The sequence below is a fragment of the Sandarakinorhabdus sp. genome, assembly GCF_987265915.1.
This window is the reverse complement of record NZ_OZ503948.1, coordinates 2,478,727-2,491,887: the sequence shown is the minus strand read 5'-3', so window position 1 is coordinate 2,491,887 and position 13,161 is coordinate 2,478,727. Positions and strand designations below refer to the sequence as shown.

Genomic DNA, 13,161 nt, shown 5'->3' with positions numbered 1-13,161 from the left:
TTGCGGGAGAGGGAGGGGCCCGCCGCGCAGCGGTGGGAGGGAGAGGGGATGTCAGATTGCTTCACCCGCCGCACGCGCCCGGTCAAGCCGGCTGGCCTCCGCGGCGGGCAGCAGGCGATAGACAAAGAACAAAGTGACGATGGTGAAGGGCGCCATCAGCAACAGCGCCAGCACGCCGGTGGCCAGATTGCCGGTCACCGCCGACACAAAGCCGGTGAACCACGGGCCCAGGCCCAGCCCGAACAGGGTGGTGCCGATGAAGAAGGTGGCGGTAGCGGCACCGCGCATGCGCGGCAGCACCAGATCCTGCGTCGTGGCCGCGGCAACCCCCACATACATGGCGCCGAACACGGTGGTGGGGGCAAAGCACAGGAAGAAGGTCGCCAGATCGGTGGTGGTATATTGCATCCAGACAAAGGGCGCCGGCACCAATGTGGCCAGGCAGCCGACCATGATGCGGCCCGATGGATGGCGCTGCTTGGCCCAATCGCCGAGCACGCCGCCCAGGATGGTCCCGACAAAGCCACCCAGCGCGCCACCAGCCCCCAGGATGAACGCCACGGATTCGCGCGTGCCATACCAGACCCCTGCGCCGCCGCTCGCCTCGATGGGATCGACAAAGGTGCGCATGGCATAAGGCACGGCCCAGAAACCGACGGAATAGCCGACGAAACTGATCGAGCCGAAGCCCAGGATGGTCAGCACGAAGGCCGGCGTGCCCCAGATCATTGCATAGGTTGGCTTGTCACGCCGCTTGATCGATTGCGCCCAGCTGATGACCGCGTACAGCCCGGTGCCGACGGCGACGAACTGGGGCACCTCGCCGGTGACGGTGACCAGCATGGTGACCAGCCCGGCCACGAGCAGCAGCGCAGCCACATTTTCCAGCAGGGCCCGCCGGCCGAGCAGCGCCATGTTGATCAGCGTGAACGGCGGGATCACGCTGGCCAGGTCGGCAGCAAAATTGCGCAGGATGGTGCGGCCGGGCAGGGCCTTTGGCGGCGGCAGGCCATCGGCGCGGCCGCGGATGGGTTCGATCAGCGTGGCCACCCAAAGCGCCAGCAGCAAGCCGGGAATGCCCACGGCCATGAAGGCGGCCTGCCAGCCGACCAGGCCCAGCGGCCCACCGCCGGGATAAGCGGCGTTCCAGCCCTTCACGATTACCGCGCCGATCAGATAGGAGACACCGCCGCCCAGATAGAGGCCGGCGGCATAGATCGACAGCGCAGTGGCGCGCCGGGCCTTGGGAAACCAATCCGAAATCATCGAATAGGCCGACGGGCCAGCGGTCGCTTCGCCGACGCCGACGCCGACACGCGCCAGCGACAATTGCGTGAAGCTGCCCGACAGGCCGGACAGCGCCGTCATCCCCGACCACAGGGTGAGGCCAAGGCCGAGCAGCCGGGTGCGCACCCAATTGTCAGCAAGCCGGCCGATCGGCACCCCGAACAGCGCATAGAAGACGGCAAAGGCGGTGCCATAGAGAAAGCCGAGCTGGGAATCGGTCAGCCCCAGATCGCGTTTTATGTCTTCCGCCAGGATCGAAAGGATCTGCCGGTCGATGAAATTGAAGACATAGACCAGCACCAGCAGCGCCAGCACATACCAGGCATAAGGGCCGCCCACCGGCGGTATCTTGGGGTCGCGACCTGATGTGGCTTCGCCGTCCTGTGGATCCATGTGTCCTCCCGACTGGCCGGGGGCATCTGACGACCCCTGCTGGCAACAGCCACAATGGCTTATCAGTCGTCCCGGTGCCTGTCACCCATCACATCGGCGAACGACAAATGCCCGTCATACAGCGCGCGCACCACCAGCTCGGTGCGACTGGACACGCCATAGCGCCGTTTGGCGGCCTCCAGATACTTGTGCACCGTGCCTTCGGTCAGGCCGAGCAATTTGCCGGTTACCCAATTGGATTTGCCGCGCGCCGCCAGCACCACGCAATCGAGCTGACGCTGGGTGAGGCGAATGCCGCGGCCGATGCTGCCGCCGTTGCTGCCGTCATGGCCGGACAGCTTCAGCCGCCGCGCCGCTTCGAAGGCAAAGCACGCCAGATATTGCGCGGCCGGCAATGCTTCGGCCGGCAGTTCGCGACCCGTCCCCATCACGAAGCTGACCAGGCCGGATGCCTGCCCGGGCACATGGATCGGCACGGTATAGCCATCGGCCAGGCCGGCGGCCCCAGCCTGCGCCATGAAGGCACGGTGGCGATCATTCATCGGTAGCAAGGTTTCGAGACTGCTCCACGCAAAAGGCGCCACGCTGCGTTCGCAGGCCAGCAGTACCGGATCATCGGCGATGCGGCCCTGGCTTACCAATTGTTCGACCCAGGCATCCGGAAAATCCGTCAGCCGCACAGGCCCCAATGGCAAATTCGTGGCGCTGGCCGGGCTCGTCAAACGCTGCGCCAGGGCAAAATGATCGAATTGAAAACTGTGCGTCGCATCCTTGAGGATGAGACCGATATCGGTCAGCGATGGCGCAGTACGCACTTCGCGCACGAACGCCTGCACGTTCTTGAAACCACCCATACGCAACACCCCCAACAACACTACATGGTGTGTCGCATGACCCCTGCGACACGGCACCCACGCCCGTCCCCCCTTGTCGACGCGGAGATGCCAGCCTATCCACTGCCCTGAATGTTGCCGGCAAGGTAACGGTATAGTTCAGTATTCAATCTTTGACAACGAGGCTCCGATGACAAACAATGTTGCAATAATTGCAGGTGGTTGCTTCTGGTGCACGGAAGCTGTGTTCAGCGAACTTCGTGGTGTGGAATCGGTCGAGTCTGGATATATTGGGGGTGCCATCGTCAACCCCAGTTACGAACAAGTCTGTTCGGGTCGCACGGGTCATGCCGAAGCTGTGCGTATCGAATATAATAGTTCCGAAATAAGCTATTCAGAACTGCTCGACATTTTCTTTCACACCCATGATCCGACCACGCTCAACCGCCAGGGCGGGGATATCGGCACCCAGTATCGGTCGGCAATTTTCCCGCAAAACGGCGTCCAGGCCGGCGAAGCCGAAGCCGCAATCGCGCGCAATCAGGCCAGTTGGGACAACCCGATCGTCACCAGCATCGAACCCAATGCGCCCTGGTATCCGGCCGAAGCCTATCACCAGCGCTATTTCGAGAAAAATGGCACCAGCAACGGCTATTGCGCTGCCGTGGTCGCGCCGAAGCTGGCCAAATTCCGCAAGGGATATGCCGCGCGGCTGAAGGGCCGCTGATGATCGAGCCTCGTTCCGGTGACGGCGGCGGTGGCGTCCGCTAACATATTGGCAGTTCAATCGGCTTGGGGAAGCATGATGCACGTTCGGCTGTTTGCGGTATTGCTCTTGCTGGGCGGCAGCGCGCCGGTGTTGGCGGCAACGGCCGCGCCGGCCTCGCCGCGCTTTCCACCCTGGGGTGTCGGGCTTGCCGACATGGACCGCAGCGTGAAGCCCGGCGACGATTTCTTCCGTTATGTAAATGGTTCATGGCTGCAACGCGCGGAGATCGCGCCGGACCGGAGCTTTGTCGGTATCGATTCCGTGATCAATGATCAGACCGATCGTGACGTGCGCGCCATTATCGAGGATGCGGCGCGCGATCCGGCCAAGGCCGGCACGATGGGGCAACAGATCGGCGATTTCTACAACAGCTGGATGGACGAGGCCGGCATCGAGGCGCGAGGCCTTGCACCGCTGCAGCCGTGGCTGGCGCGGATCGAGGCGGTGAGCGACCGCACCGGGCTGATCAAGCTGTTTGCCACGCCTGGCTATAGCGCGCCCGTGGCGCTGAGCATCATTCCCGATCCGGCCAATCCCACCCGCTATGTCGCCTTTGCCGAACAATCGGGCCTGGGCTTGCCCAATCGCGATTATTATCTGCTGGATACGCCCAAGTTCGTGGCGTTTCGCGCGGCCTATCGGGATTATGTCATCCGCATCCAGACCCTGGCCGGATTGCCCGATGCCGCGGCGCGCGCCGACCGCATCATCGCGCTGGAAACCGCGATCGCCAAGGCGCATTGGACCCCGGAACGCAGCCGCGACATCATCGAAACCAACAATCCGATGACACGCGCCCAGCTGGTGGCGCTGGCACCACAATTCCAATGGGATGCGATGCTTGGGCATGCCGGGCTCGGCGGCGCGCCGATCACGCTGGTGCGGCAGACGACTGCTGTCGCCGCGGCGGGTGCGCTGCTGGATACGGTGCCGCTGGCAACATGGAAGGCCTATCTGTCCTATCACTTCCTTCGCACCCATGCGACGGCGCTGCCGCGTGCCTTTGACACGGCGAATTTCGATTTTTTCTCCAAGACGTTGCGCGATGTGCCAACCCAGCGGGACCGGTGGAAACGCGGGGTCGATCTGGTCAACCGCGCGCTGGGCGAAGCCGTGGGGCAAATCTATGTCGAGCGGCATTATCCGCCAGCCAGCGATGCGCAGATGGGCGAGCTGGTCGCCAATCTGCGGGCGGCGCTGCACGATCAGATCACTGGCAATCCCTGGATGGACGAAGCAACCCGCAAGGAAGCGCTGGCCAAGCTGGCCAGTTTCGATCCGCGCATCGGGCATCCGAAAACCTATATCGATTATTCCACGCTGGTGGTGAAGCGCGATGATCTGCTGGGCAATATCATGGCCAGCACGGCATTCGACTGGAACCTTGAGCTGTCGCGCCTGCCCAAGCCGGTGGACCGCGGCCTGTGGGGGATGACGCCGCAAACCAACAACGCCTATTATGATCCGTTCCAGAACCAGATCACCTTTCCGGCGGCGATCCTGCAGCCGCCCTATTTTGATCCGGCGGCCGATCCGGCGGCAAATTATGGCAGCATCGGCGCGACGATCGGCCACGAGATCGGCCATGGCTTTGACGATCAGGGCCGCAAGTTCGATGCCAGCGGCAAGGTGCGCGATTGGTGGACGGCGCAATCGGCCGAGCGCTTTGGCGCGCGCGCGGCGATGCTGGTGAAACAATATGATGGCTATCAGCCGATTCCCGGCATGCCGATCAAGGGCACGCTGACGCTGGGCGAGAATCTGGGTGATCTCGGCGGGCTGGAAACCGCCTATGCGGCGTGGCGGCGCTATGTGAAGGCGCACGGCGAGCCCAAGGTGATCGGCGGGCTGACCGGCGATCAACGCTTCTTCATCGCCTATGGCTATAGCTGGCAGCAGAAAGCCCGCGAGGGCGCGCTGCGGCAGCAGTTGCTGACCGATCCGCACAGCCCTGCCGAATATCGGGTCAATGGCGTGGTGCGCAATCTTGATGCCTGGTACCGGGCATTTGACGTGAAGCCAGGTGACAAATTGTACCTGCCGCCAGAACAGCGGGTGCGCATCTGGAGTGAGGCGGCGCCGTAAGCGCGGGCGTCATTCCACCGTGACGGATTTGGCGAGGTTGCGCGGCTGATCGACATCCGTGCCCTTGGCCACGGCGACATGATAGGCCAGCAATTGCACCGGAATGGCGCTGATCAAAGGGGTGATGAACGGATCGACCGTGGGCATGGCAACGGCCGCAACGATGCCCTGGCCCTGCGCCGCGATGCCTTGCGCGTCGCTGAGCAGCACGACCTGGCCGCCGCGCGCCATCACCTCCTGCATGTTGGACACGGTCTTTTCGAAACGCGGCCCCGATGGGGCGATCACGATCACCGGTACATGTTCGTCAATCAGCGCGATCGGCCCATGCTTCAATTCGCCGGCGGCATAGCCTTCGGCGTGGATGTAGCTGATTTCCTTCAGCTTCAACGCGCCTTCCAGCGCCATCGGATAATCCGGGCCGCGGCCGATATACAATATGTCGCGCGCCTTGGCCAAATTCGGCGCCAGCGCCGCTATCGCGTCTTCGCAATTCAGCGCGGCGTTCATCGCCGACGGCACTTCGGTGAGCAATTGCACCAGCCGGGCTTCCTCGGCTGCCGGCACCCGGCCCTTGGCCTTGCCCAGCGCAATCGCGAAGGCCGCCAGCACGGCCAATTGGCAGGTGAAGGCCTTGGTGCTGGCCACGCCCACTTCCGGCCCGGCATGAGTAGGCAACAGCAGCTGGGTTTCGCGGGCCATGGTGGAGGTGCCGACATTGACCACGGCGGCCACCATCTGCCCGCCGGCCAGCGCGTGGCGCAAGGCGGCAAGCGTGTCGGCGGTCTCACCCGATTGGCTGATGAACAGGCACAGGCCGCCCGCTTCATACACCGGATCACGGTAGCGATATTCCGAGGCGTTCTCGATGCTCACCGGCAAGCGCGCCAGGGCCTCGATCCAGTAACTGGCGACATGCCCGGCGAGCAGCGCGGTGCCGCAGGCGACGATCTGCACGCGCTTTACGCCCGAAAGATCGAACGGCAGATCGGGCAGCGCCACGGTTTGCGCCAGCGGATCGAGATAGGCCCCCAGCGTCTGCGCCACGACGATCGGCTGCTCGTGGATTTCCTTTTCCATGTAATGGCGATGGTTGCCCTTTTCGATCACTGCGGCGCTGGCCGATGAGGTGATGAAGACGCGCTCCACCGGCTGGTCGCTCGAATCGAAAATGGTGACGCTTGTCGCCGACATGCGCAGCCAATCGCCTTCTTCCAGATAGGCGATGCGATTGGTGAACGGCGCCAGGCCCAGCGCGTCGGAGCCGAGGAACATCTCGCCGGTGCCACGGCCGACGACCAATGGCGAACCGCGCCGCGCGCCGTAGATGGTGCCGGGATGATCCTTGAACAAGATGGCGAAGCTGAAGGCGCCATGCAGGCGCTTCAGGGTCTCGGCCACGGCGGTATCGGGTGACGCGCCGCGCGCCAGCGCCAGTTCGAGCAGATGCGCCACCACCTCGGTGTCGGTGTCGGAACTCAGCGTGCAGCCGGCAGCCAGCACTTCGTCGCGCAGCGGCTTGAAATTTTCGATGATGCCATTGTGCACCAGGCAGATATTCCGGGTGGCGTGCGGGTGGGCATTGTCGGTGGTCGGCGCGCCGTGCGTGGCCCAGCGCGTGTGGGCAATACCGATGTGGCCGGGCAGGGGGTCCAGGGCCAGTTCGCGCGCCAGATTGGCGAGTTTGCCGGGCGCGCGCCGCCGGTCCATTTCGCCATCATGGATGGTGGCGATGCCGGCACTGTCATAGCCGCGATATTCCATCCGCCGCAGGCCATCGATCAGCCGGTCGGCGACGGGATCGGCGGAGACGATGGCAATGATGCCGCACATCAGTTCTTGCCCTTCTTCGCGGCGGCGGCAGCCCGGAAACGCAGCGCCCAGCCGGCCTTTTCGGTCTGTTGCGGGCGCACCAGTGCCAGCGCGTCTCTGCCGACGTCACGGGTGATGGTGCTGCCCGCCGCGACAATCGCCCTTTCGCCCACGGTCACCGGCGCGACCAGCGCGCTGTTCGAGCCGATGAAGGCGCCGGCACCGATCTGCGTGCGATATTTGAAGAAACCATCATAGTTGCAGGTGATGGTGCCGGCGCCGATATTGGCCGCAGCGCCAATGCTGGCATCGCCCAGATAGGACAGATGGCTGGCCTTGGCGCCAGCGCCGAACGCGGCGTTCTTGGTTTCGACGAAATTGCCGATCTTCACCCCGGCGCCGAGCACGGTGCCGGGCCGCAGCCGGGCAAACGGGCCAATCTCGCAATCGGGGCCGATGGTTGCGCCTTCGATATGGCTGTGGGCGCGGATGCAGGTGCCGCTGGCGATGGTCACGCTGGCACCGAACACCACGAAGGGCTCGATCTCGACATCGGCTTCGATCTGCGTGTCCGCACACAGGAAGACGGTTTCGGGTGCCTGCATGGACACGCCAGCCGCCATCAGCTCGGCGCGGCGGCGGCGCTGGAAGATGGCTTCCAACTGCGCCAGCTCGGCGCGACTGTTGGCCCCGGCGACTTCATCGGCCTGGGTTTCGATCACCGTGCAGGCGCGGCCATCGGCCAGCGCCAGGCCGACCACATCGGGCAGATAATATTCGCCGGTCGCATTGTTGTTGGTGACGCGGGCGAGCAGGGCGAACAGATCGGCGGCGCGTGCCGCCATCAGGCCGCTGTTGCACAGGGTTTCGGCGCGTTCGGCAGCGCTTGCGTCCTTGTACTCCACCATCTTCGCGATATGACCATCTTGCGCGATGATCCGGCCATAGGCACCCGGATCGGCCGGCCGGAAGCCCAGCACCGCCACGGCGACATCGTCGGTCAGCGCCTCCAGCAGCCGCGCCATGGTTGCGGCCGGCACCAGCGGCGCATCACCATAGAGCACCAGCAGCTTGCCGTCGAAATCTGCCAGCGCGGCCTGCGCCTGCTGAACGGCATGGCCAGTGCCCAACTGCGGTGATTGCACCACCACCTCACCACGGCTCGCAACTTCGGCTTCCACCTGCTCCCGCAACGCCCCGACCACCACCACCGTGCGTGCCGGCGCCAGGCTGGCGAGGCTGTCCATCAGATGGCGGAGCATCGGTTTGCCGGCGATGGCGTGCAGCACCTTGTGGCGTGCCGATTTCATGCGCGTGCCCATGCCGGCCGCCAGGATGACAGCGGCAAACGCCGGGTTTGGGAGGGAAGGCGGATCGGCGATCACACGCGCAGCCCTGCCACATGCGTCGGGGCTTGAAAAGTGAAGCTGCGCGCCGGCGCCCTGCTTGCCAAGCCGGCAGGTGAAGCGCATCGCACCGTCGCATATCCGCAACATCGTTCTGGCAAGGATGATCCTTCGTGATTTTGCCCCGCACCATCCTCTTCGATCTCGACGGCACCTTGGTCGATACCGCGCCCGATCTGGCCGGTGCGATGAACCATGTGCTCGCCGGCTTGGGCCGCCCGCCGGTTCCGGTCGATCATGTGCGCCATCTTGTTGGCCACGGTGCGCGCGCGCTGATTGCGCGCGGGCTGGCGGTGACCGGAGAGGCCCGGCCTGATCTGGTGGAAGGCGCGATGCCCTTGTTCCTGCAATATTATGCGGCGCATATTGCCGATGCGTCGCGGCCGTTCGCGGGCGCCGAAACCGCGCTCGATGCGCTGGCGGCGGCGGGCTGCCAGCTCGCCATCTGCACCAACAAGCCCACGGCGCTGGCGGTGGCGCTGATCGACGCGCTCGGCTGGCGCACGCGCTTTTCTGCCATCGTCGGATTTGATTCGGCGCCGCGGCCCAAGCCCGATGCCGCGCATGTGCTGGCCACGCTGGCGGCCTGCGGCGCGCAGCCGTCAGGCGCGGTGTTTGTCGGCGATTCCGCCACCGATGTTGGCGGTGCGCGCAATGCCGGCTTGCCCATCGTGCTGGTCAGTTTCGGCTATACCGATACGCCGGCCGCTGATCTGGGCGGCGATGTGGTGATCGATCATTATGACCAGCTGCTGCCGGCGCTGGCGGGGCTGGCCAGATGACCAGCACCGGCGAAATGCTGCTGCTGGCGCTGGCGGCCTTGCTCGTTGGGCTGGTGCTTGGCCGCTTGTCGCGGCCCGATGCCGATGCGGCACCGATGCTGCCGGCCGAAGCGCCGCCGCCGCCGCCGGCCCCGCCGCCGCCCGATCGCATCCACATCGACAGTCTGAACGATGCCGCACTAATCATTCAGGGATCGTGGGTGGCGGCGGCCAATGGCGCGGCGCGCGCGCTGCTGGGGGATCGCGTGGTGGGCAGCGATCTGCGGCTGACCGTGCGCCACCCCGTGCTGCTCGATGCCGTCGAGGCGGTGATGGCCGGCAAGGCGGTGGATGATTGCGAGATCAGCGGGCTGGGCAATGCCAACCGCAGTTTCCGGCTGCGTGCGGTGGGCGATGGGGAAGGCCGCTGCCTGGTGCTGCTCGATGATGTCACCCAGGCCAAGGTGACCGAGCGCATGCGGGTCGATTTCGTTGCCAATGCCAGCCACGAACTGCGCACGCCGCTGGCGACCCTCACCGGCTTCATCGAAACGCTGCAAGGCCCGGCGGCCGAGGATGAACCGGCCCGGCAACGTTTTCTGGCGATCATGGCGCAGGAAGCCGATCGCATGCGCCGGCTGATCGACGATCTGATGAGCCTGTCGCGCATCGAGCTCGACAAGTTCATCCGGCCCACCCAGGCGCTGGAATTGAAAGGCATTGCGGCCGAGGTTGGCCGCACACTGGCGATCCGGCTGGAGACTGATCAGCGCCAGTTGCTGATCGACGAACCGGCCGATCTGCCCAGGGTGATCGCCGATCGCGATCAGGTGCTGCAGGTGCTGCACAATCTCGTCTCCAACGCTTTGAAATATGGCCGCAGTGGCACGCCGATCCGGGTGTCTCTGGTGGCCGATCCCGGGGCCGCCGGGCGTGATCCGGCGGTGCGGATCAGCGTGACTGATGAAGGCGAGGGCATCGCGCCCGAACATTTGCCGCGCCTGACCGAGCGATTTTACCGGGTGGATTCGCAGCGCAGCCGCACGCTGGGCGGCACCGGCCTGGGCTTGGCCATCGTCAAGCATATCGTGGAGCGCCACCGCGGCCGGCTGGAGATCGACAGCCGGCTGGGGGAAGGGACGCGAGTCGGCTTCACGCTGCCGCTGGTGTGAACACGCGGATGCCCCCGGCAGCGGGCGTAGGCGGCAGGCGTAAGCAGAGGGCGTAACAAGAATGTCACATTATCGTCATAAGTCCCTCACCAGCGCCGGCTAGGGCGAGCGCTACAGGGGTCATCATGTCGGTGATTCGTCCGGCCGCAACGCAGGGGTCCAGCTTGACGCAGCATGCACGACTTCGTGTGACGGCCGGTATCGCTGTTGCGGTGCTGGCGCTGCTCGCCGGTTGTTCGGGTGGCAGCCGCACCCAGATTCGCATTGTCGGTTCGTCAACCGTCTATCCCTTCACCACGGCGGTGGCCGAACAGTTCAAGCGCAAGTGGCAGCAGTTTCCGGCGCCGATTGTCGAATTGACCGGCACGGGCGGTGGCATCAAGCTGATGTGCGCCGGCTTGGGGGCGCAATTTCCCGATGCCGCCAACGCTTCGCGCCGCATCAAGGCCAGCGAGATCGCCGATTGCCGCAAGCACGGTGTGAAGGGCATCATTGAATTGCAGGTTGGTGTCGATGGGCTGGTGGTGGCGCAGGCGCGCAGCGCCGATTTCCCGGGGTTGACCGAGCGTGACGTCTACCTGGCGCTGGCGGCCAATCCGTTCGGCAAGGGGCCGAACACTGCCAAGCTCTGGTCCGATGTCAATCCGGCGCTGCCGGCGATCCGCATCGAAGTGATTGGCCCACCGCCAACATCAGGCACGCGTGACAGTTTCAACGAGCTGTACATGCTGAAGGGCTGCAACAGCGAACCGACGATGCAGGCCCTGAAAAAGCAGGACGAAACCGCCCACAAGCAGATTTGCGAGAAGGTGCGCGAGGATGGCGCCTTCGTCGAAGGTGGCGAGAACGACAATCTGATCGTGCAGAAGATTTCGGCCAATCCCCAGGCGCTTGGCGTGTTTGGTTACAGTTTTGTCGAGGAAAACAGCGACCGCGTTAAGGATGTGCCACTGCACGGCGTGCAGGCCAGTTATGACAATATCGCCAGCGGCCGGTTCCCGGCGTCACGACCGCTGTATCTTTATGTGAAGGCGCAGCATGTGCCCGCCGTGCGCGGCATGCGCGAATTTCTGGCGGAATATGCCCGCGAATCGACCTGGGGCCGCAAGGGCTATCTGGCGCGCAAGGGCTTGGTCGCCGCGCCCGACGCGATCAGGCGCGCCGGCGAGGCCGTGGCCCGTGAATTGACCCCGATGGATGAGGCCAGCGTGACATGACGCTGTTGATTGCCCTGTTGCTGGTGATTGCGTTGACCGGCGTTGCCTATCTGGCGGCCCGCGCGCGGGCCGGAAAGATGATCGTTGCGGCCGCCGGCAAGTTCGGCGCCGTGCACAGCCGCCCGGTGTATCATGGCGCCTATGTGGCAGTGCTGGCGCTGGCGCCGGCGCTGATCGTGCTGGCCGGCTGGAGCCTGGTTGGCGAACGTTGGATCGAACAGCAGGTGGTCGGCGCGTTGCCGGCTGCCGAGCAGCCGGTGGACAAGCTCGACCGTGCCGCGCTGATGAACGAAGTGCGCGGCCTGGTCGCCGGCGATCTGCCGCAGGCTTTCAATCCGGTCGCGCCGAAACTGGCGCCGGTTTATGCGGCCGCCGTGGCCAATGGCGACATGCTGGCCGGCGCCCTGGCCGTGGCGCTTCTGTGCGGCGGCGGCCTGTGGGGCTATGGTCGCATCCGCCCGGATTTCCGCGCCCGCACCGCCGTGGAAACCCAGGTGCAGGCGGTGCTGCTGCTGGCCTCGGTGGTGGCGATCCTCACCACCTTCGGCATCGTGCTGTCGCTGATCTTTGAATCGATCCGCTTCTTCGGCATGGTCTCGCCGGTTGAATTTCTCACCGGCCTGCAGTGGAGCCCGCAGACGGCGCTGCGCGCTGATCAGGTCGGCTCCACCGGCTCGTTCGGGGCGGTTCCGCTGTTCTGGGGCACGATCTTCATTGGCGCGATCATCGCCATGGCGGTCGCAATTCCGCTGGGGCTGCTGTCGGCCATCTATCTCACCCAATATGCCGCGCCCTCGCTGCGCCGCTGGCTGAAACCGGTGCTCGAACTGCTCGCCGGGGTGCCCACGGTGGTCTACGGATTTTTCGCCGCGCTGACCGTCGCGCCGCTGGTGCGCCAGTTGGCGGTGGCGATCGGCATGTCCGATGCCTCGTCTGACAGCGCGCTCGCCGCCGGGCTGGTGATGGGCATCATGATTATCCCGTTCGTGTCGTCGATGGCCGACGATTCGCTCACCGCGGTGCCGCGGGCGATGCGCGACGGCAGCCTGGCGATGGGTGCCACCATGTCCGAAACCGTCAAGAAGGTGATGGTGCCAGCCGCCTTGCCCGGCATCGTCGGCGGTGTGCTGCTGGCGGTGTCACGCGCCATCGGCGAAACCATGATCGTGGTGATGGCCGCCGGCCTGGCCGCCAATCTGACCGCCAATCCGTTCAGCAGCGTCACCACCGTCACCACGCAGATCGTCGCGCTGCTGACGGGCGATCAAGAGTTCGACAGCGCCAAGACCTTGTCGGCCTTCGCGCTCGGCCTGGTGCTGTTCTGCATGACTTTGGTGCTCAACATCTATGCGCTGGCGGTGGTGAAGCGCTATCGGGAGGCTTATGAGTGATGGCGACGGTTGCCGCCTCCGCTGCCGCGCCACTT

The 13,161-nt window shown here is 65.0% G+C and carries 10 protein-coding genes; 6 read left to right on the top strand and 4 right to left on the bottom strand.

Translation table 11 applies throughout. From position 1 onward, the window contains the following. Positions 1-51 precede the first annotated feature (51 nt). Together AC6UUM_RS12110 and AC6UUM_RS12105 are read right to left on the bottom strand one after the other, a co-directional pair. Entirely contained in the window at positions 52-1,680 is a 1,629-nt protein-coding gene (locus AC6UUM_RS12110) for a spinster family MFS transporter (RefSeq protein ID WP_500802533.1), read from the bottom strand. Between the two features lie 62 nt (positions 1,681-1,742). Then, positions 1,743-2,534, bottom strand: coding sequence for a helix-turn-helix transcriptional regulator (locus AC6UUM_RS12105; protein WP_500802532.1), 792 nt, complete (start codon positions 2,532-2,534; stop codon positions 1,743-1,745). A 169-nt stretch (positions 2,535-2,703) separates the two neighbouring features. On the opposite strand from AC6UUM_RS12105, the gene msrA reads away from it, so the two are divergent. Then, positions 2,704-3,240: a peptide-methionine (S)-S-oxide reductase MsrA gene (gene msrA, locus AC6UUM_RS12100; protein WP_500802531.1), complete on the top strand. Its 537-nt coding sequence runs from the start codon at positions 2,704-2,706 to the stop codon at positions 3,238-3,240. A 75-nt stretch (positions 3,241-3,315) separates the two neighbouring features. Beyond that, a complete protein-coding gene (locus AC6UUM_RS12095; protein WP_500802530.1) occupies positions 3,316-5,367 on the top strand; it encodes a M13 family metallopeptidase in 2,052 nt (683 codons plus the stop codon). 9 nt (positions 5,368-5,376) lie between these two features. Here the strand turns inward: AC6UUM_RS12095 and glmS are convergent, their stop codons facing one another. Both glmS and glmU read right to left on the bottom strand, forming a co-directional pair. Beyond that, positions 5,377-7,200, bottom strand: coding sequence for a glutamine--fructose-6-phosphate transaminase (isomerizing) (gene glmS / locus AC6UUM_RS12090; RefSeq protein WP_500802529.1), 1,824 nt, complete (start codon positions 7,198-7,200; stop codon positions 5,377-5,379). Further along, complete coding sequence (gene glmU / locus AC6UUM_RS12085; protein WP_500804963.1) at positions 7,200-8,561, bottom strand: bifunctional UDP-N-acetylglucosamine diphosphorylase/glucosamine-1-phosphate N-acetyltransferase GlmU; 1,362 nt, start codon at positions 8,559-8,561, stop codon at positions 7,200-7,202. The genes glmS and glmU overlap by 1 nt, the downstream gene beginning before the upstream one ends. Positions 8,562-8,698: 137 nt before the next feature. Here glmU and gph point away from each other — a divergent pair, with 137 nt between their 5' ends. From gph to pstC, 4 genes are all read left to right on the top strand, one after another. Further along, complete coding sequence (gene gph, locus AC6UUM_RS12080; protein ID WP_500802528.1) at positions 8,699-9,367, top strand: phosphoglycolate phosphatase; 669 nt, start codon at positions 8,699-8,701, stop codon at positions 9,365-9,367. Next, complete coding sequence (locus AC6UUM_RS12075; protein WP_500802527.1) at positions 9,364-10,518, top strand: sensor histidine kinase; 1,155 nt, start codon at positions 9,364-9,366, stop codon at positions 10,516-10,518. Before gph ends, AC6UUM_RS12075 begins: the two co-directional genes overlap by 4 nt. A gap of 164 nt (positions 10,519-10,682) precedes the next feature. Continuing rightward, a complete protein-coding gene (locus tag AC6UUM_RS12070) occupies positions 10,683-11,735 on the top strand; it encodes a substrate-binding domain-containing protein (RefSeq protein ID WP_500802526.1) in 1,053 nt (350 codons plus the stop codon). Beyond that, the gene (gene pstC / locus AC6UUM_RS12065) at positions 11,732-13,126 is read left to right on the top strand and encodes a phosphate ABC transporter permease subunit PstC (RefSeq protein ID WP_500802525.1); all 1,395 of its coding nucleotides are present in this window, start codon (positions 11,732-11,734) and stop codon (positions 13,124-13,126) included. The genes AC6UUM_RS12070 and pstC overlap by 4 nt, the downstream gene beginning before the upstream one ends. Positions 13,127-13,161: the final 35 nt, after the last annotated feature.